This window comes from Desulfotomaculum sp. 1211_IL3151 (assembly GCF_036763075.1).
GTDB lineage: Bacteria > Bacillota > Desulfotomaculia > Desulfotomaculales > Desulfotomaculaceae > Desulfotomaculum.
In genome coordinates this window covers 35,334-56,083 of sequence record NZ_JBAIYV010000056.1, presented here as the reverse complement: position 1 = coordinate 56,083, position 20,750 = coordinate 35,334, and the positions used below count along the sequence as shown (strand labels likewise).

General features: G+C 47.5%; 16 protein-coding genes and 2 other annotated features. Of the genes, 15 read left to right on the top strand and 1 reads right to left on the bottom strand.

Going from position 1 to position 20,750, the window contains the following annotated elements; translation table 11 throughout:
• The first annotated feature begins 198 nt into the window (after positions 1-198).
• Genes V6C11_RS15585 through V6C11_RS15575 form a run of 3 tightly spaced genes read left to right on the top strand, consistent with a single transcriptional unit; the run spans position 199 to position 3,797 of the window.
• Complete coding sequence (locus tag V6C11_RS15585; protein WP_333532125.1) at positions 199-1,689, top strand: SLC13 family permease; 1,491 nt, start codon at positions 199-201, stop codon at positions 1,687-1,689.
• Between the two features lie 23 nt (positions 1,690-1,712).
• Positions 1,713-3,473, top strand: coding sequence for an adenylyl-sulfate reductase subunit alpha (locus V6C11_RS15580; RefSeq protein ID WP_333532124.1), 1,761 nt, complete (start codon positions 1,713-1,715; stop codon positions 3,471-3,473).
• An 18-nt stretch (positions 3,474-3,491) separates the two neighbouring features.
• The gene (locus V6C11_RS15575) at positions 3,492-3,797 is read left to right on the top strand and encodes a 4Fe-4S binding protein (protein WP_333532123.1); all 306 of its coding nucleotides are present in this window, start codon (positions 3,492-3,494) and stop codon (positions 3,795-3,797) included.
• A 63-nt stretch (positions 3,798-3,860) separates the two neighbouring features.
• On the opposite strand, the gene V6C11_RS15570 is transcribed toward V6C11_RS15575, so the two are convergent.
• On the bottom strand, positions 3,861-4,316 hold the full coding sequence (locus V6C11_RS15570; RefSeq protein ID WP_333532122.1) for a hypothetical protein: 456 nt from the start codon (positions 4,314-4,316) through the stop codon (positions 3,861-3,863).
• Positions 4,317-4,537: 221 nt separating this feature from the next.
• On the opposite strand from V6C11_RS15570, the gene argC reads away from it, so the two are divergent.
• The 12 genes from argC to ilvB (V6C11_RS15510) all read left to right on the top strand — a co-directional run bounded on the left by argC (position 4,538) and on the right by ilvB (V6C11_RS15510) (position 20,739).
• Positions 4,538-5,578 carry an N-acetyl-gamma-glutamyl-phosphate reductase gene (gene argC / locus V6C11_RS15565; RefSeq protein ID WP_333532121.1) on the top strand — a complete coding sequence of 347 codons (1,041 nt, stop codon included), beginning with the start codon at positions 4,538-4,540 and terminating at the stop codon, positions 5,576-5,578.
• Positions 5,579-5,591: 13 nt separating this feature from the next.
• On the top strand, positions 5,592-6,812 hold the full coding sequence (gene argJ, locus V6C11_RS15560; RefSeq protein WP_333532120.1) for a bifunctional glutamate N-acetyltransferase/amino-acid acetyltransferase ArgJ: 1,221 nt from the start codon (positions 5,592-5,594) through the stop codon (positions 6,810-6,812).
• Between the two features lie 88 nt (positions 6,813-6,900).
• Positions 6,901-7,764 carry an acetylglutamate kinase gene (gene argB / locus V6C11_RS15555; RefSeq protein WP_333532119.1) on the top strand — a complete coding sequence of 288 codons (864 nt, stop codon included), beginning with the start codon at positions 6,901-6,903 and terminating at the stop codon, positions 7,762-7,764.
• Positions 7,765-7,779: 15 nt separating this feature from the next.
• Positions 7,780-8,964 (top strand): acetylornithine transaminase, encoded by a 1,185-nt coding sequence (locus V6C11_RS15550; RefSeq protein ID WP_333532118.1) that lies wholly within the window; start codon positions 7,780-7,782, stop codon positions 8,962-8,964.
• A gap of 168 nt (positions 8,965-9,132) precedes the next feature.
• Entirely contained in the window at positions 9,133-10,080 is a 948-nt protein-coding gene (gene argF, locus V6C11_RS15545; RefSeq protein WP_333532117.1) for an ornithine carbamoyltransferase, read from the top strand.
• Between the two features lie 189 nt (positions 10,081-10,269).
• Positions 10,270-11,475: an argininosuccinate synthase gene (locus V6C11_RS15540; RefSeq protein WP_333532116.1), complete on the top strand. Its 1,206-nt coding sequence runs from the start codon at positions 10,270-10,272 to the stop codon at positions 11,473-11,475.
• A gap of 135 nt (positions 11,476-11,610) precedes the next feature.
• The gene (gene argH / locus V6C11_RS15535) at positions 11,611-12,987 is read left to right on the top strand and encodes an argininosuccinate lyase (protein ID WP_333532115.1); all 1,377 of its coding nucleotides are present in this window, start codon (positions 11,611-11,613) and stop codon (positions 12,985-12,987) included.
• A gap of 193 nt (positions 12,988-13,180) precedes the next feature.
• Positions 13,181-13,432 (top strand) — a binding site (T-box leader).
• Between the two features lie 122 nt (positions 13,433-13,554).
• Positions 13,555-13,801 (top strand) — a binding site (T-box leader).
• Positions 13,802-13,861: 60 nt separating this feature from the next.
• Positions 13,862-15,526 carry a dihydroxy-acid dehydratase gene (ilvD, locus tag V6C11_RS15530; protein ID WP_333532114.1) on the top strand — a complete coding sequence of 555 codons (1,665 nt, stop codon included), beginning with the start codon at positions 13,862-13,864 and terminating at the stop codon, positions 15,524-15,526.
• Between the two features lie 24 nt (positions 15,527-15,550).
• Complete coding sequence (gene ilvB, locus V6C11_RS15525; RefSeq protein WP_333532113.1) at positions 15,551-17,212, top strand: biosynthetic-type acetolactate synthase large subunit; 1,662 nt, start codon at positions 15,551-15,553, stop codon at positions 17,210-17,212.
• Between the two features lie 164 nt (positions 17,213-17,376).
• Positions 17,377-17,889 (top strand): acetolactate synthase small subunit, encoded by a 513-nt coding sequence (gene ilvN, locus V6C11_RS15520; protein ID WP_333532112.1) that lies wholly within the window; start codon positions 17,377-17,379, stop codon positions 17,887-17,889.
• 2 nt (positions 17,890-17,891) lie between these two features.
• Complete coding sequence (ilvC, locus tag V6C11_RS15515) at positions 17,892-18,884, top strand: ketol-acid reductoisomerase (protein ID WP_333532111.1); 993 nt, start codon at positions 17,892-17,894, stop codon at positions 18,882-18,884.
• Between the two features lie 184 nt (positions 18,885-19,068).
• A complete protein-coding gene (ilvB, locus tag V6C11_RS15510) occupies positions 19,069-20,739 on the top strand; it encodes a biosynthetic-type acetolactate synthase large subunit (RefSeq protein WP_333532110.1) in 1,671 nt (556 codons plus the stop codon).
• The last annotated feature ends 11 nt before the right edge of the window (positions 20,740-20,750 follow it).

The following is a 20,750-nucleotide window of genomic DNA, read 5'->3' as shown; positions in this document are numbered from 1 at the left end:
AATTTATGGTCAGCCACACGACCATAAATTTGTCGGGTGGGTTGTTGTTTTTTGTCATGTAAATGACGGGCAAGTGTCCGACGTTGGATTTAAAGTACCGGCAGGCATTGTTAAAATATTCACATAAGCGAAACGTTAAAGGAGTGATTAAATCAATTTGGGCATAATTAATAAGTATACGATTGGGAGGGAATGAGTGTGTCAAAGAGTTCTTTAAAATCAGAAGTACAGACGAGTGAAGTAACGAAAAAATTGAATGCATCGGGCAAGAAAAACTTTACACTACCAGGGTTCCTGTTTTCGTGGATCGTTTTTGGTGCGATTCTAACAATGGTTCCCACTTCAGAAAGTCTTACTGCGGGTGGCCGTGCGGCCATGGCTGTTATGGGTTGGGCCACGGTGATATGGTTAACCAATGGATTACCACTGGCGATTTCAGGTCTCATGATACCCGTTTTATTAAACCTTACCGGCGCAAGTCCAAAAATCCCAGAAGCCTTTAGTGGCTTTACGAATAATGTTGCCTTCCTTATTCTAGGTTGTTTTATTATGGCAGCTGTTATGCAAACCACCGGCTTAGATAGACGGATAGCGCTGGGTATTGTTTCTAAAGTTAAGCCCACAGTAGGAAGTGTTTTGAAGGGGATCATGGGGGCCCATCTTGTGACCGCAGTACTTGTCCCTGCTACCAATGCCAGGGGGGCACTTTTCCTGCCGATTATACAAGGGTTAAATGGTTTGTTTGAAAAAACCGGCGAAGGTGCTAGGGCTAGAAAGGTTTTTACCATGGTGGGTATTGGTTTTGCCGCCTTAGCATCCGGAACGATCCTGCTGCATAGTCACATGTCGAACGTTATTGTGGCGCAAACCATTAACCAAGCCGTAAATGAGGATATTATTACTTGGGGTACCTGGGCTTGGATGAACTGGCCGCTGTTAGGTATTTTGGTGATCTTATATTACTGGGTTAACTGGGTAATGAAAACCAAGAATATTGAAGTTCCTGGTGGTATCACGGAAATTAAAAACCAAAAAGAGTCATTGGGTAAAATGACCACCACCGAATGGATTGTTTTAGTCACCTTTAGTATTGCGATTTGTTTATGGGCAACGGAACAAATTCACGGCTATAAAATGGCAGTGGTTGCTCTAGTGGCGGTAATGGTGCTCTTCATTCCTGGTTTTACGAACCTTTCTTGGAAAACCGTGCAGTCCAATACGATCTTTGGTACCTGGTTGTTACTCTGTGGTTCCCTATCACTGGTAGCTGCCTTTGGCAGTACCGGTGTAGACAATTGGCTGGCCTCTCATTTAGTTGGTATAGCACCGGCTTGGGGTTGGATTGGTGTTAGTATCTTCATCTGTGTGGTCGTACAAATTCTCCGACTTGGCATTGTGAGTAACGTAGCGGCTGTAACCCTGTTGGCACCCATTGTAGCGGCAATGGCCCCAATGCTTGAATTAAACACAGTGGCCTTTACGATGATGGTGTTAAATGTTGATAGTTACGCCTTTGTATTGCCGATCTCTGTAACGGCTTGCCTGATAGCCTATGGTACCGAGGAATTTACCTTTGCTGAATTTGTTAAAGTAGGTGCTCCCTTTACCTTAATGGTGATTCTATATATGGTCTTTGTCATGTTACCTTGGTATGCAGTAACGGGTTATCCCATCTGGAAACCGATGTAATCAAGAATAAGGAGGAACGATAGATGCCTAGAGCGAGTTTACCAAAAGCAGTTGATAATATCGAAGAGGTTCGCATTGATACAGATATTTTGATTATCGGTGCAGGAAATGCCGGGTGTTTTGCCGGCATTGAGGCAAAACGTCAAAATCCCGATTTGAAAGTTACATTAATGGAAAAAGCACACATCGATCGCAGCGGTTGTCTAGCCGGCGGGATGGATGCCATCAACACCTATATTAAAAAGGATCGTACCATCGAAGATTTTGTCCGTTGGAGTCGTTCCCAAGCGGGTGGCTTACTGCGCGAAGATTTAACCATTTCGATGGCAGAGGTTTTAAACAAGCCCATTGAGGAATGGGAAGAGTGGGGTATGCCCATTAAATACGAAGAAGACGGCGATGAATATAAAACCAGAGGTAAATGGGACATCACCATCAGTGGTTCCGAAATGAAAGTGATTCTGGCTGAAAAAACCCGTGAATGTGGTTGTGAAATTATTAATCGTGTGGTAGCAACGAACTATCTAATGGATGGCAATAAAGTGATTGGTGCGATCGGATTTGGGGTAAGGGATGGCAAAGTATATATCATTCGAGCCAAAGCAACCATCATTGCTACCGGTGGTGCCGCTGGTCTATACAAGCCTTATCAAAACGATGGGAATGATAGTCACCACCAGCTCTGGTATGCCCCCTTTAATGTAGGCACCGGTTTTGCACTGGGTATCCGCCAGGGTGCGGAAATGACTACTTTTGAAATGCGTTGGTGTGCTACCAGAACGAAAGATTTTAATGGTCCGATTGATACCATATCCGTTGGTTATAAAACTCCCATGATTAACTGTAAGGGTGAGCAAATTTTAAAAACGCGCTACGCGCATCTTGGCGGAGACGCTGCCCCTCGCTTTATTCGGGCTGGTTTGCCCATGGATGAGTGGCGTGAAGGTCGAGGCCCTTGCTATGTAGATACTACCCACATGACCCCGGATCAAATTTATGATATGAAATACGATTATTTAAATGAACGTCCAAGCTATGTGTTGTTTTTAGCCAGCCGAGCACAGGATTTAAGCAAGGAGCCCATTGAAATCTATGGATCGGACCCTTACATTGTGGGCGGCCATACGGCAAGTGGCTATTGGGTTGATGTCAAGAGAGCAACTACCTTACCCGGTCTGTATGCCTGTGGCGATGTAGCCGGTGGTACGCCAAATAAATTTGTAGGTGGCTGCGCTGCTGAAGGACTACTATCTGCTAGGGCTGCGGTTGAATATGTATCGGATGTCGAGTTTGGTAATCTTGATGAGGAACAAATTACGAAAGAGAAAGAAAGGGTCTTTGCACCGGGTTTCCGCCATCTTACGGTGGGTGATGGCGTTAAACCAAGGGAAATGGAGGAAAGACTGCAACGTCTGATGGATGAGTATGCCGGCGGGGTGCATCAGTTCTTTAGAATGAACAAAGAAGGTCTAGAGTATGCTCTGCGCCATATCAAAATCTTAAAGGATCAGGTGAAGTATCTGGCCGCTGTGGATTTGCATGAACTGATGGAAGCACATGAAATCATCGATCGTTTAGATGTAGCCCAAGTCCTGGTGCACCACCTGATGTACCGTGAAGAAACCAGATGGCCGGGTTGGCAGAACCGTGCGGACTTTCCGGAAAAAAATGACGAAAAATTTGATTGCTTTGTAAATTCCCGGTACAATCCCGAAACAGGAGAAGTAGAAATGTTTACTCGCCCTTATGAGCAAATTATCCCGGGTGATCGTTTAAAAGCATAAAGATAGGAGGTTAAAGAAATGCCGCCAGTAGTAAATCAAGAGAAATGCAAAGGTTGCGGAAAATGTGAAGAAATATGTCCAGGCGATTTAATGGAATTAAACGAAGAGAATAAGGCGTTTTGCAGGGCCGGAAGAGATTGTTGGGACTGCATGGCCTGTGTCAAGGCTTGCCAATTTGACGCCATTGAAACAAGAATTCCCTATCAATTGGGTTATTATCCCGCCAGGCTGATTCCTAAAATGAGGGAAAAAGAAATTGAGTGGACCTGTATCGATATCAATGGTAAAGTGGACAAGTTCCTGGTAAGGACGCACAATAAGTAAATTTTAGGGTCAGGCTGCCATGCTGCAAGCCTGACCCTTTTTTCTGCTTTGATCCGGAAAGGTTTAATTTGATTCTGGTTTGTAGTAGGAAGGCAGTAGAAACTCAGCGTATTCCGCCCATTTTGCACCGTGGGGTTTTTCTTCAGGGTGTTTCACTGCGACGATAATTTGGCATAGGTCATCTAAGAAGGTATTAATCATATCCACCACCGGGGTGCGGGAGGTATCTGGAAAAATAAAATAGGCAACACCAAGGATTTCCCCGTTCTCTTGGTTAATTTGGTAGTGTATTGAAGAATGAGACACACGGTTTTCATTGATACCTACCGTCATGTGGTCAATCAGGCTTTGCAGTGTCGATTGGTCGGTGGGAGTCAGGATATCTTCCGACACAAGGTAGTTCATACCTTTTATAAAGATTTCACGAATGATTTTTTGATCATAAACCAGGCTGTTTTCAGCTTCTCCTTGGAAGACAAGTAGGCCAAGTTGTTCATGGCCGAAAGTTAACGTTTTCAATTCGAAACCCTCCCGTTGTTGCTTTTCACTTTAACACCATTGTACCGTAATTAAGCACTTTTTAGCCAGTTTATATTTATAGGTGCCTTTTGTGCAAAAATAACAATAAAGGTATTGTTTTTTATGCAATCAAATGTATAATTATTAATATTAAATAATAAATAAACGTTACAACATAAACACATAATGATTTATGCATAACATGATCGGAGGTATTAATGATGATTAAGGTCGGAGTGGTAGGTGCCACTGGTTATGCAGGGGCAGAACTTGTGCGGTTGCTTTCCCGTCATCCGCAGGTGGAATTGACCATACTTACTTCCCAAACCTATGCGGGGAAACAAATGTGGGAAGTGTTTCCTCATTTGTATGGGATGGTAGATAAAACCTTAGAGGAATTAAATATTCCAAAGCTGGTTTCCCAGTGTGATGTGATTTTTACAGCATTGCCCCATGGGCATGCCATGCCTTTGGCGCTGGAGGTTATGGCCCAGGGCAAAAAGCTTATCGATTTGGGAGCTGATTTTCGCTTAAAAGAGGTGGCGGTATATCAATCCTGGTATAAAACAGAACATACCGCCCAACCGTTATTAGCCTCTGCGGTTTATGGTTTACCCGAGTTATACCGAAAGCAAATTAGGGAAAGTGCGATTATTGCTAACCCTGGTTGCTACCCAACCAGTGTCATATTGGGTTTGGCACCCCTACTCAGCAATCGGCTGATTGATCCAGAAACCTTGATCATTGATGCCAAATCCGGTGTGTCCGGGGCTGGCCGGGGCTTAAGCCTAAAGACACATTTTTCTGAGACCACCAATAACTTTCAGGCCTATGGGGTTGCCACTCACCGACATACACCGGAAATTGAACAGGAGCTTAGTCTATTAGCTGGGCATGAGGTCACGGTTAGTTTTACTCCCCATCTTACACCGATGATTAGGGGTATTCTGAGTACCATTTATGCAAAACTAACCACAAGCATAACCACAGAAGAACTAACCAAAATATATCAGCAGTTTTATGGGGGCGAAAGATTTATCAGGGTACTGCCCGCAGGAATGTATCCTGCAACCAAGGCAGTTGCCGGCTCAAATCACTGTGATCTTTCGGTTACGGTGGACCCCCGGACCAAGCGGGTTATTGTTTTGGCGGCCATCGATAATTTGATAAAAGGTGCCGCGGGTCAGGCAGTACAAAACCTTAATGTAATGTATAATCTACCAGAAGATACAGGCCTGGATTTTGCCGGGATGTATCCATAGGAGGAAAAGGATGATGACGGAAGCAGTTAATTATAAAGAAATAGCAGGCGGGGTTACCGCTGCCAAAGGTTTTTTAGCCAGTGGGGTGGTTGCCGGCTTAAAAAAGGATCATAAGTTAGACCTGGCTGCTATTTATTCTGAAGTACCAGCCAGTGTGGCCGGGGTCTATACCACCAATTTGGTGCAGGCTGCCCCGTTGGAATTAACCAGGCAGAGGGTAGCGGGCGGTACGGCTCAGGCGGTGATTATCAATGCAGGAAACGCCAATGCCTGCACCGGGGAGCGGGGACTGCCAGATGCCAAGGAAATGACGAGGTCGTTAGCGGTGGCTCTGGATCTACCAGAAGAGTATGTCATGGTGGCATCCACGGGCGTTATCGGGGTGCCCCTGCCGCTGGATAAGGTGATCAAAGCTGTACCCCAGGCAACTTCTATCCTTAGCAAAGAGGGTCATAGCCTGGCCCGGCAAGCGATTATGACGACCGATTTAATAGCCAAGGAATATGCCCTGGCCATACCAATGGGAGAGCAGGTTATTACCATTGGCGGCATGGCCAAGGGTTCTGGCATGATCCACCCCAATATGGCCACCATGCTTTGTTTTGTCACTACCGATGCGGTCATTAGCAGTGAAGTACTGCAAACAGCCCTCAAAGGGGCGGTGGATCAGTCCTTTAATATGATCACCGTAGATGGGGATACCAGCACCAATGACATGGTTTTGACACTGGCCAATGGTCAGGCTGGCAACCCAGAAATTCAGATAGGTTCTAAGGAGTTCGACCTGTTTTATCAAGGGCTTTTAGAGGTATGTACGACCCTGGCGAAAAAGATTGCCCGGGATGGAGAAGGTGCTACCCGCTTAATTGAGGTAAAGGTAACGGGTGCCCCTTCCTTAGCTGACGCAAGATTGGCAGCCCGTTCGGTGGCTGGATCGAACCTATTTAAGGCAGCGGTCTTTGGTAAAGATGCCAATTGGGGACGCATCCTTTGTGCGGTTGGTTATTCCGGGGCAAAATTTGAACCTACCCGAACGGATATTTTTCTGGGGGATGTTCCTGTATCAAAGGACGGCGGGGCCATACCCTTTGACGAAGACCTGGCAGCCCAGGCATTGGAGCAAGACCCTGTTATCGTTACGGTAAACCTAAAATCAGGCGATGACTCAGCCACCGCCTGGGGCTGTGACTTAACCTATGACTATGTGAGGATCAATGGTAGTTATCGGACTTAGGCCATGAGCCACGGCACACGGACCGCTGTTTTTGCACCAAGGGTTTGTCACCGTTTGGCCTTGGAAGTTAAAAGAAGGAGAGTTTAAAATGTTAAGTGCACTGGAGAAGGCCGGCATCCTGGTGGAGGCCTTACCTTATATAAAGAAATTTTATGGTAAAACCGTCGTTATTAAATACGGCGGTCATGCCATGATTAATGCAGATTTAAAACAGGCTGTGATGACAGATCTGGTTCTGATGAAGTTTGTTGGCATTAACCCAGTGGTAGTACATGGCGGTGGTCCGGAAATAACGGGCATGTTAAATCGATTGGGTATCGAGTCTCACTTTATTAGTGGTCTCAGGGTGACCGATGCACCGACCATGGAAGTGGTGGAAATGGTACTGGGTAAACTAAACAAAGAAATTGTTGCCTTGATTAACCGCACCGGGGGAAGGGGCATTGGTTTGTCCGGTAAGGATGCCAACTTAGTGTTAGCCAGTAAAAAATATAGCAAAGACCAACAGGACATAGGTTTTGTGGGTGAAGTGACAGGAATTAACCCTAAGTTGCTGGAAACGGTTATTCAAGAAGGCTATATCCCGGTTGTTTCCCCTGTCGGCATTGGTGCCGACGGAGAAACCTATAACATCAACGCGGACACAATGGCAGGTGCCATTGCGACCTCATTAAAGGCGGATAAATTGATCATTTTAACAGATGTTGAGGGTATTTTAGAAGATTACCAGAACAAGGAATCCCTAATCTCCACGGTTAAGCTGGGAGATGTAAAAACGTTAATCCAACGGGGCGTCATTCAAGGCGGCATGATTCCCAAAATTGAGTGTTGCATGGATGCCATAGAGGGTGGTGTATCGACCACTCATATTTTGGATGGTCGAGTACCCCATTCCATCCTATTGGAGGTATTTACGGACAAGGGTGTTGGGACCATGGTGGTAGCTGATTAAAAAGGGGTGTCAAGGATGAATAATCAAGAAATACTGGCAATGGGTCAGCAATATGTAATGAATACCTACGGTCGTTTGCCCATGGCTCTGGTCAAGGGTGAAGGGGCCTGGGTTTGGGATGCAGAGGGCCGGCAATATTTAGACTTTGTCAGTGGCATTGCCGTAAACTCCCTGGGGCATGCCCATCCAAGGGTGGTAGAAGCCATCACCAAGCAGGCCCACGCCCTGCTGCATTGCTCCAACCTTTACTGGATTGAACCCCAGGTAAAACTGGCTAAAATTTTGGTGGAAAATTCCTGTGCGGATAAAGCGTTTTTCTGTAACAGTGGGGCAGAGGCGAATGAAGGGGCTATCAAACTGGCGCGAAAGTATGCCTATCAAAACCATGGCCCGGAAAAATATGAAATTATTACTGCTGTTAACTCTTTCCACGGTCGGACCCTGGCAACCATTACCGCCACAGGCCAGACCAAATATCAAAAGGGCTTTGCACCCCTGCCAGAGGGCTTTACCTATGTTCCCTTTAATGACTTGGAGGCATTGACAAAGGCTGTCGGACCCCATACCTGTGCAGTGATGTTGGAACCAGTACAGGGGGAAGGCGGTGTTGTTCCGGCAGACCCGGCCTACCTCACGGGGGTAAAAAGACTTTGCGAAGAAAAGGGCTTGCTGTTGATTTTTGATGAGGTTCAGACTGGTTTGGGTCGTGCCGGGAAATTTTTAGCTTATCAGCATTACGGAGTAGAACCAGATATCATCACCCTGGCGAAGTCTTTGGGGGGAGGGTTCCCCATTGGGGCCATGTTGGCCAAAGATCATGTGGCCAAGGCATTTCAACCGGGTGACCATGCCAGCACCTTTGGCGGCAACCCCTTAGCTTCCAGCGCAGCCCTAGCCGCGATGGAAACACTGTTGCAAGGGGGTGTGCTGGAAAATGCCCAAGTTGTTGGAGAATACTTTAAAGACAAACTAACGGAACTGATCGGCCAATTTTCCTTTGTCAAAGAGGTTCGGGGAATGGGCCTCATACTTGGCCTGGAACTGACCATAGAAGGCAAGGACATTGTTGCCCGCTGCCTGGAGCAAGGCCTGTTAATAAACTGCACCAACGTTAATGTCCTGCGCTTCCTACCCCCCTTGATCATTAATCGAGACGAAGTGGATCAAGCCCTTGAGATACTAAAAAAAGCCATGGCCTAGGTTGATTGCCAATGGAAAACACGAACCGATAAAAGCTAAAAGACCGGACAAGTGTGCTGGCACCATTACTAAATAAATCGAGTCATAGGAACGGTCTTAACCGTTCCGTTGCGGTATTATCCGAAGCGAGAGAACGAGAGTGAAAAGTAAATTGTGAGGTTATGAAGGATGGAGAAAATAAGCAATGCATTAAAGGGCAGGGATCTTTTGACCCTGCATGATTATACTGCCGATGAAGTTAACTTGATTTTGGCGGAAGCCAAGAAGATAAAGGCCATGCAAAAGGCAGGCATCCCTCATCCCTATCTGCAGGGTAAAACCTTGGCGATGATTTTCCAGAAAAGCTCTACCCGTACGAGGGTTAGCTTTGAGGTGGGAATGTATCAATTGGGTGGTTATCCGCTGTTCCTAAGTCCTAAGGATATACAAATGGGTCGTGGGGAGTCTGTGGCAGATACCGCAAGGGTATTAGCCCGGATGGTTGACGGCATCATGATTCGTACCTATGCCCAGAGTGAAGTGGAGGAACTGGCCGAATATGCAGATATACCTGTAATCAACGGACTGACAGATTCATTCCACCCCTGCCAAATTTTATCGGATCTATTGACCATTCAAGAACATAAAGGCAAACTAAAGGGATTGAAACTGGCCTATGTGGGAGACGGGAATAACATTGCCCATTCACTGCTGTTTGGCTGTGCCAAGGTGGGTATGAACATCAGCGTAGCTTCACCGGAGGGCTACCAACCCAATGCCCGGATTTTACAGTTGGCCATACAGGATGCCCAGGCAACCGATGCAAAAATTGAAGTAGGCAATGATCCGGTGGCAGCCATGCGGGATGCCGATGTGGTGATTACCGATGTCTGGGCCAGCATGGGTCAGGAGACCGAGCAAAGGGAAAGGGAAAAGGCCTTTGCATCGTACCAAGTAAACACGGACCTCTGCTCCCTGGCCAAGCCGGATTTCATCTTCCTGCATTGTTTACCGGCTCACCGCGGGGAAGAAGTGACCGCAGATATCATTGATGGTCCCCATTCAGTGGTTTGGGACGAGGCAGAGAACCGCCTGCATGCCCAAAAGGCCGTAATGGCCCTGTTGATGCAAAGCTAATTTAGCTTAGGTCCTGGCTCATGTCTTAGGGTCCGTCAGCCGTGGGCCAGGTTATTTTCTCCGTGTTAGGTCACGGCTGTTACTGTTACACATTTCAAAGGTTACAAATATTTAGATGTTGGTAGGAATATAAAATAATTTGTCGAAAAGAATATGCAAAAAGCTTATTTGAAAGGGGTTCTTTTGAAAATGCCAAAGGTTGTATTGGCTTATTCAGGTGGTTTGGATACCTCTGTTATTATAGCCTGGCTAAAGGAAAACTATGGTTATGAGGTAATTGCTGTTACCGCAGATCTTGGACAAGGGGAAGAACTGGCTCCCCTGGAGGAAAAGGCGATTAAGAGCGGGGCCAGCAAAATATATATTGAGGATTTACGCCAGGAATTTGTTGAAGACTACATTTGGCCCACCCTCAAGGCCGGCGCTATTTATGAAGGAAAATACCTGCTGGGCACTTCCTTTGCCCGGCCGCTGATTGCTAAAAAGCTTGTGGAAATTGCCGAGAAGGAGGGTGCTGTGGCTGTTGCCCATGGTGCCACCGGCAAGGGCAATGATCAGGTTCGTTTTGAACTTGGGGTTAAAGCTTTGGCCCCACATCTGAAAGTTATTGCCCCCTGGCGGGAATGGGACATCCGTTCCCGGGAAGATGCCATCGATTATGCCGAAGCCAGGGGCATTCCAGTACCTGTAACCAAGAAAAGTATTTACAGCAGGGACCGCAACATTTGGCATATCAGCCATGAGGGCGGGGAATTGGAAAGTCCCGCCAATGCTGCTTCTTATGATATGCTGATGCTCACTGTTCCGCCGGAAAAGGCACCAGACCAGCCCACCTACGTAGAAATTGGTTTTGAAAAGGGCATCCCCGTTTCCATCAATGGTGAACAGCTGGACAGCATTAGCCTACTAGAAAAGCTAAATGTTATAGGCGGTGCCAATGGTATCGGCATTGTCGATATGGTGGAAAACCGTCTGGTCGGGATGAAGTCCCGGGGCGTTTATGAAACCCCTGGCGGAGCAATTTTGGTCTATGCCCATAGAGAAATGGAACTATTAACACTGGACAGAGCGACCCTGCATTATAAAGAGCAGCTTGCTTTACGCTATGCGGAGTTAGTATATGATGGCGTTTGGTTTGCTCCCCTAAGGGAAGCCTTGGATGCCTTTGTGGACAGCACCCAGCGTACAGTGACGGGTACGGTCAAGCTAAAACTGTATAAAGGGAACATCATGCCTGCCGGAACCACTTCTCCCTACTCCCTATATGATGAAGAACTTTCCACCTTTGGTCGGGATGAAGTGTACAACCAGGCTGACGCTCAGGGCTTTATCAACCTCTTTGGTCTACCCCTAAAGGTACGGGCCATGATGGAGAAAAAAGCAGGACTTAGATAACAAGTGAGAGGTGGGAGGTTGGCAGTGGGAATTTAATCTCACCTCTCACCTCTCACTTCTCACGTCCATAGTTAGACTATCTAAGTTAAGAAATAATAGAAAATAAGAGAAAACATATAGAGGATGTGTAAAGCTGTGAAACTTTGGGGTGGTCGTTTTCAAAAGACTACGGATCGGTTGGTGGAGGATTTTCATTCCTCCATTTCTTTTGACCAAAGACTATACAAGCAAGATATCCGTGGCAGTATCGCCCATGCCACCATGTTGGGCAAGGTGGGAGTTATAACCGAAGAGGAAGCAAAGCAAATTGTTACGGGGTTAAGACAGGTTCTGGATGAAATAGAGCAGGGAAAAGTTGCGTTTGATATTGCTGCTGAAGATATCCATATGAATGTGGAGCAACTTCTAACGGACAAGATTGGGGCAGTGGGTAAAAAACTGCATACGGCCCGCAGTAGAAACGACCAGGTGGCTGTGGATGTAAGGATGTACCTGAAAGACGAAATGAATGAAATTCAGGCACTTCTAAAAGATCTGGTGGAAACCCTATTAAATCTGGCGGAACAACACACCCTTACCGTTATGCCTGGTTATACCCACCTGCAGCGGGCCCAACCCATTACCCTGGCGCATCATTTGGTGGCTTACACCCAGATGTTTATGCGGGATATAGAGAGGCTGGCAGACTGTTATAAACGTACCAATGTGCTGCCTTTGGGCTCTGGTGCCCTGGCTGGGACAACCTTTCCCTTGGATCGGGAGTACACAGCTGAGTTATTGGGTTTTGCCCAGGTTAGTGATAACTCCCTGGATGCCGTCAGTGACAGGGATTTTGCGGTGGAATTTTGTGCCGCCGCTTCGCTAATTATGATGCACCTTAGCCGTTTTTGCGAAGAGATTATTCTCTGGGCCACCGGGGAATTTGCCTTTATCGATTTAGATGATGCTTACAGCACCGGGTCCAGCATTATGCCCCAAAAGAAAAACCCTGACGTAGCCGAACTTATTCGTGGTAAAACCGGCCGTGTTTATGGCAGTCTAATCGGGTTATTAACCATGCTTAAAGGCTTGCCCATGGCCTACAATAAGGACATGCAGGAGGATAAAGAGGCCCTTTTTGCTGCCGTTGATACAGTCAAAGGTTGTCTCTTGGTCTTCCGTCCCATGATTGCCACGATGACGATACATAAAGAAAACATGGCCAAGGCAGCCCGCGGTGGTTTTACCAATGCCACCGATGTTGCGGATTACCTGGCCAAAAAAGGAGTGCCCTTCCGGGAGGCCCATGAGATTGTCGGTAAGGCGGTATTTTATTGCCTACAGCAAGGCAAGGCCTTAGAAGAACTAACCCTGGAAGAGTACAAAGAATTATCCCAGGTTTTTGACCAGGATGTCTACGCTGCCATTGGTGTAGAATACTGTGCCGCAGCCCGGAAAGTCCGGGGCGGTCCAGCACCAGAGGCGGTAAAGCAGGCCATTGCCAGGACGAGGGAAAGGCTGGGCTGCTGTTAGTCGTTAGCGATTGGCCGGTAGCAATTTAGTAGTGGTGGGGCTTTTTAGCCATCAGCCTTCCGCTTTTTGCATGTATTGCTTTGGGGTCAGGCTAACAGTTAAAAGCTCACGGCCCACGACCCATGGCCCACGGCCAAAATGCCTCTTGACAGAAACGAAGTTTATAAAATATACTATAAATGTATTCCATAAGCAAACAGCTTTGATAGGGATTGGAAATCTGGAACAGGGCTAAAGAGAGCCGGGTTAGGTGAAAGCCGGTGCCAATGACAGGTTAACTTATCACCCTGGAGCTGCCTCCCCGAAAACATTGGTTAGTAGGTGGGGCCGGGTTAAGGAACCCGTTAACAAATCCGCACAAAGCAAGATACTGTGATTATGTGCAAAGTGGCTCTATTGAGCAATCAGGGTGGTACCGCGGAAGGATTTACCTCTCGTCCCTGGCGTTATGCCAGGCACGAGGGGTTTTTTAATTTACGTACAACCTTGATTAAATTTTACCCGATCTCGAAGATTTATTTCTTGACAGTTGTCAACTGAGTTATTATACTTGTTAGTAATTCATATTTAACAGCTGAGATCGGGACAACAGTTTGAAACAAGGCTAAAGAGAGCCGGGTTTGGTGGAAACCGGTGCCTATGACAAACTGCGCTCACCCAGGAGCTGCCCCTGTGAAAGACTTACGAGTAATTGGGGCCGGGATTAGCAACCCGTTATTAAAGTGGCACAGACAGTCGTACTGTTTTGTTGCATGAGTGGCTCTGTTGAGCAATTAGGGTGGTACCGCGGAAGGTTTAACCTCTCGTCCCTGGCATTATGCCGGAGATTGAGAGGTTTTTTGTTTTTTAAATACTTTCATCGGGGGGTAATAATATGCGTAGTGATACCATGACAAAGGGTTTGGAACGAGCACCACACCGTAGTTTGTTTCGGGCCCTGGGCATGATAGATGAAGAAATTTCCCGCCCTATGATTGGGGTGGTTAACTCCTTTAACGAAATTGTACCAGGCCATCTGCACTTAAGAGAAATTGCCGAGGCAGCCAAGGCTGGTATTCGGATGGCTGGTGGTACACCCGTGGAGTTCCCGGTGATTGCTGTTTGTGATGGGATTGCCATGGGACACCCGGGTATGAGATATTCCCTGGCCAGTCGAGAAATTATTGCGGATTCCATCGAAGTGATGGCCCAGGCCCATCCCTTTGACGGTTTGGTCCTAATACCGAATTGTGACAAGGTGGTTCCTGGCATGTTGATGGCTGCCGCCAGGCTAAATATTCCGGCGATTGTAGTGAGCGGTGGGCCCATGCTGGCTGGTAGATTTCAAGACAAGGATGTTTCCTTGAGTCAAATGTTTGAAGCAGTTGGGGCGGTTGTAACGAACCGGATGACCCAAGAAGAATTGGCAGAGCTAGAGGACAATGCTTGTCCCGGCTGTGGTTCCTGCTCCGGTATGTTTACTGCCAACAGTATGAATTGCTTAACCGAAGCCCTGGGTATGGCCTTGCCTGGCAATGGCACGATCCCGGCGGTATCCGCAGCCCGGAGACGGCTGGCCAAGGCAGCAGGCATGAGGGCCGTGGCTCTGGTCAAAGAGGATTTAAAACCCCGGGATATACTGACCATGGAGAACTTCCGCAACGGCTTGGCTGTGGATATGGCCCTGGGGTGCTCCACTAACACAGTTTTACACCTGCCAGCCATTGCCAATGAAGCAGGAATTACCCTAGACTTAGACCTGATCAATGAAATCAGCGAAAAAACTCCCCATTTATGCAAGCTGAGCCCGGCGGGAGAACATCATATACAAGATCTTTATGCTGCGGGAGGAATCCAGGCAGTAATGCAAGAATTAAGTCATAATCATCTGATTAATCTGAACATTAAAACTGTCAGTAGCCTGACGGTCGGACAATTATTAGAACAAGCAAAACTTAGGGATCGCAGTGTCATCCGTAGTGTCGAAGAACCTTACAGTCCGGTCGGCGGTCTAGCCATTCTGAGGGGAAATTTGGCACCGGATGGGGCCGTTGTAAAGAGGGCTGCTGTGGCACCAGAGATGTTAAAGCATACGGGTCCTGTCCGGGTTTTTGACGGAGAAGAAGCAGCCAATGCAGCCATTACCGGCGGCAAAATAAAGCCAGGTGACGTTGTCGTTATCCGTTATGAAGGGCCCAAGGGAGGGCCTGGTATGAGAGAAATGCTAGGTCCTACATCGGTGCTGGCTGGTATGGGACTGGATAAAGAAGTGGCCCTGCTGACAGACGGTCGCTTCTCTGGAGCTTCCCGGGGTGCCTCCATTGGTCACGTTTCCCCGGAAGCGGCGGAAGGAGGTCTTATAGCCGTCCTCCAGGACGGGGATATTGTGGAAATCGACATTCCCAATTATCGACTGGAAGTACAGCTTGACCAAGCAGAAATTAACCGCAGACTGTCAGAATGGCAGGCACCTCAGCCTAAAGTAAGAAGTGGCTATTTGGCCCGCTATGCCGAGAAGGTTTCCTCTGCCGGAACAGGGGCGGTGTTGAATAAAGTATAAAAGACGAACTGGGGGTTTTTTACAATGAGAATGTCCGGTGCGCAAATATTACTTGACAGTTTAAAACAAGTGGGCGTTGATACCATTTTTGGTTACCCGGGCGGGCAAGCACTGCCCATCTATGATGCACTTTATGATTCCGATATTAGACATATACTGTGTCGCCACGAACAAGGGGCCGCCCATGCGGCAGATGGATATGCCAGGGCATCCGGTAAGGTAGGGGTTTGTTTGGCCACTTCCGGCCCCGGTGCCACAAATCTGGTCACAGGAATTGCCAATGCCTACATGGATTCGGTTCCCCTGGTGGCCATTACCGGTCAGGTTCCGACGACGATGCTGGGCAGGGATTCCTTTCAGGAAGCAGATATCACAGGTATTACCCTTCCCATAACGAAGCATAATTACATTGTTAAAGATATTAATGAGCTGGGAAAGGTAGTCAAAGAAGCCTTTCATATCGCTTCCACAGGGCGACCTGGACCCGTGCTGATTGATATGCCCAAGGATGTTTCCGCCGGGGAAATGGATTATTACCCCAATGGTCTGGTGGAATTGCCCGGTTATCGTCCTCCCGGCGAAGCCAGTGAGGAAGCTGTTAACAGGGCCTTTAGGGCTATTGCAGAAAGCCAACGCCCGGTGATTTATGCCGGCGGGGGGATTGTCAGTGCCGGTGCCCACGAAGAACTTAAGAAATTATCCGAAGCTTTACTGGCACCTGTGGCCACCACCCTAATGGGCTTAGGAGGTTTTCCCGAGGATCATCCTCTGTCATTGGGCATGTTGGGTATGCACGGCTCAAAATATGCTAATTTTGCCATCTGTGACTGTGATTTGTTAATCGCCGTTGGGGTGCGTTTTGATGACAGGGTAACAGGCAAGGTTGAGGCCTTTGCTCCCCACGCCAAGATTATCCACATTGATATTGACCCGGCGGAGCTTGGTAAAAATGTACGAGTAGATATTCCCATTGTGGGTAATGTAAAGCTAGTACTAAATCAACTGCTGCAGCGGGTGGAAGCGAAGATATCCGGCGTTTGGCAAGAAAAAATTAGTACCTGGAAGAAGGAATACCCGCTTAATTTTGCTGAAAATGGCGAAGGGCTAAAAGCCCAGCAGGTGATCCAGGAGATCTACCGTCAGACCGGCGGAGAGGCCCTCATAGCCACCGAGGTGGGTCAGCATCAGATGTGGGCGGCCCAGTATTATACCTATACCAAACCACGCTCCTTTATCTCCTCCGGGGGACTGGGTACCATGGGTTATGGTTTTCCCGCTGCCATTGGCGCCCAGGTGGCTTGCCCCGAAGATATTGTGTTTGATATAGCCGGTGATGGCAGCATCCAGATGAATATTCAAGAGTTGGCCACCGCAGTGGATAATGACCTGCCGGTAAATGTTGCCATCATGAATAATGGTTACCTTGGCATGGTTCGCCAGTGGCAGGAACTTCTTTATAATCGACGCTACTCCTACGTAGAAATGAAAAGCCCCAACTTTGTTAAGTTGGCTGAAGCCTATGACGCGGAGGGCTACCAAGTAACCAAAAAGAGTGAAGTTGCTGAGGTGCTCAAGGCAGCAATCCAGTCCCGTAAACCCGTATTGATGGATTTTGTGATTGAACCAGAGGAAAACGTATTGCCCTTTGTTCCACCGGGCAATGCTTTAAATGAAATGATAGGTTAGAAAAGGTGTTTCCTTTTGACATTATAAAAACGCTAGCCCAGAATTAAAACGCCGCCAAAAACCTGATAAAGGTATTGCCTAACCTTACTATCGAATTTCTCCGGTAATTTATGTCTGTGGAGATTATTAGGAATAGTTTCTATAAAGAAAGGAACGGTGGCTAAATGTATCACACACTGGCAGTATTAGTGGAAAACAGTCCTGGTGTATTGGCCAGGGTAGCAGGCCTTTTTAGTCGGCGCGGCTATAACATTGATAGCTTGGCAGTGGGACGCACCGATGACCCGGCGATCTCCCGTATGACCATTGTGGTAGAGGGAGATGAAAGGGTGTTGGAGCAGGTAAGTAAGCAATTGCACAAGTTAGTGGATGTCATCAAGATCAACGATATTACTGCCAATCCCCATGTAGACCGGGAAATGGTGCTGATTAAGGTTAGTGCTGATAATGGTAATAGAAATGAAATCATGCAAGTAGCCCAGATTTTCCGGGCCAATATCGTTGACTATGGTCACAAGAATCTCACTTTGGAGTGCACTGGCAACCAAGAGAAAATTAGTGCCTTTGAAGAGGCCCTGCGCCCCTTCGGCATTAAAGAACTAGTGCGTACCGGTAAAGTAGCAATGCTGCGGGGCGCCAAATATACCAATATCAACAAGACAAAAGAGGAGGACTAATCATGGTTAAGGTTTATTACGATGGTGACGCTAATTTGGAGTTTTTAAAGGGTAAGAAAATTGCAGTTTTAGGCTATGGCAGCCAAGGTCACGCCCAGGCCCAGAGCCTTCGCGATAGTGGTTTAGACGTAGTGGTTGGTTTGCGTAAAGACAGTGCCAGCTGGAGCAAAGTGGAAGCAGATGGCTTACAGGTAGCTACTGTTTCGGATGCTTGCGCCCAAGCAGCGGTTATTCAAATACTGCTGCCGGATGAAATTCAAGGCAGAGTCTATGCAGAAGAAATTGAACCCTACTTAAGCGAAGGCAAGGCCTTAATGTTTTCCCACGGTTTTAACATTCACTTTGGTCAAATCGTACCGCCCAAAAACGTAGACGTATTCCTGGTAGCACCGAAAAGCCCTGGTCATTTGGTAAGACGGATGTATGCCGAAGGCAAAGGGGTTCCCGGTTTGGTGGCGATACACCAGGATTACACTGGCAAAGCCAAGGATATTGCTTTGGCCTATGCGAAAGGTATTGGTTGCACCAAAGCGGGTGTATTTGAAACTTCCTTTAAGGAAGAAACGGAAACCGACCTCTTTGGTGAACAGGCAGTTCTCTGCGGTGGGGTCAGCGAATTAATTAAGGCCGGCTTCGATACCTTGGTAGAAGCAGGTTATGCCCCAGAAATGGCTTACTTTGAATGCCTGCACGAACTAAAATTAATCGTGGATTTGATCTACGAGGGTGGTCTTTCCAGAATGAGATACTCCATTAGTAATACCGCAGAATATGGCGATTACATGATTGGACCTCGTATCATCACCGAAGAAACCCGTGATGAAATGAGACAGGTACTGATGGAGATTCAGGATGGCACCTTTGCCCGCAACTGGATGTTAGAAAACCAGGTAAAATCACCTCAGTTTAGTGCCATTCGCAAAATGGAAAAAGAGCATCAAATCGAAGAAGTAGGAGCCAGACTTCGTGAAATGATGTCCTGGTTAAAGAAATAATCTTTGGGATATTCCTTGGGGGTCTAGCCATCGGCCGTCAACTGTCAGCCCTCTGCTTTGGTTGGTGGTTGATGGCGGCACTTCCTAAGGCACCTTGGAAATTAGTTTACAATAGAGTGTTTAATAAAGCGTTAGGCTGACGGCTGATGGCTGAAGGCTGACGACTATTACGGGAGGGATTGCTTTGGAAATTACTTGCGCCGAAGCTTTGGTTCGCTGCCTGGAAATGGAAGGTGTAGAAAACGTTTTTGGTTATCCTGGTGGTGCCATCCTCCCTGTTTACGATGCCTTGAGAAGCAGCAAGATCAAGCACATATTAACCCGGCACGAACAGGGGGCGGCCCATGGGGCCAGTGGTTATGCCCGAACAACCGGTAAAGTGGGGGTATGCATGGCAACCTCAGGACCAGGTGCCACAAACTTAGTAACTGGATTAGCCAATGCTTATATGGATTCAATTCCTATCGTTGCTTTTACCGGGCAAGTTCCCACATCCCAGGTAGGAACAGATGCCTTTCAAGAGGTTGATATTACCGGTATTACCATGCCGGTCACGAAACATAATTATCTAGTCAAAGATGCTAAAATGCTGCCCAAGATTATTAAACAGGCCTTTCATATTGCCCGTACTGGCAGGCCGGGACCGGTGTTAATTGACCTGCCAAAGGATGTTGCTCAGACTGTAATTAATTTTAACTACCCAACGGATGTAGAATTGATGGGCTATAAACCAACGGTTAAGGGTCATGTGGCTCAGATTAATCAAGCGGCTAAAATAATCATGCAAGCGGAAAGACCCGTTATTTACGTAGGCGGCGGAGTGGTTAATGCCAATGCTTCGGAAGAATTATTGTGGCTGGCAGAAACCATTGATGCACCGGTGGTAGCTACTCTCATGGGTCTGGGGGCCTTTCCCGGTGATCATCGCCTGTTCCTGGGTATGCTGGGTTTACATGGTATCAAGGCGGCCAACTTGGCGGTTACCGAATGCGACTTGCTAATTACCCTGGGAGCTCGTTTCGATGACCGGGTTACCGGCAGATTAGGCGGCTTCGCTCCTAACGCAAAGGTTATTCATGTGGATGTTGACCCAGCGGAAATTAGCAAGAACATCCTGTCACACCTACCCATCGTTGGGGATACCAAGAAGGTGTTGGAGGCTTTAGTCGTTCGGTTAGATAAAAAACAAAATGTTGCTTGGAACACAAAGGTAGCTGCCTGGAAAGAAGAATTTGGGCCAAGATACCGGACGGAGGGCAATCTCCTCAAGCCCCAACATATTATTGAGGAAATCAACCGCCATACCAAGGGCAAAGCCATTATTGCCACGGATGTGGGCCAGCACCAAATGTGGGTGGCGCAGCATTATAACTTTACCGGGCCCAGAGATTTGGTGACCTCCGGTGGTTTGGGCTGCATGGGCTTTGGCTTACCCAGTGCCATCGGGGCACAAATTGGCAGGCCAGACGAAACCGTGGTGTTGGTAACGGGTGACGGCAGCTTCCAAATGACCTTAAATGAGCTAAGCACTGCCAGGGAGCAAGGTTTGCCTCTGAAAATTTTCGTTTTGAATAATGGATGTCTGGGCATGGTTCGCCAACTTCAGGAATTTTATTGCGACAAACGCTATACAGCCGTGGAGTTTTCTTTTGTACCAGACTTTACCGCCCTGGGCAAGGTCTATGGCTTTAAGGGAATATCTGTTCGAACAGAGGAAGAACTACAGAGTGCCTTAACCGAGGTCTTTGGGGAAAATGGACCGTTCATCGTGGATTGTGTCATCGACCCCGAAGAAAATGTTTTACCCATGGTAATGGCAGGCAAGGATCTATGCGATGCGGTGGATATAGAATAAAGATAATATGG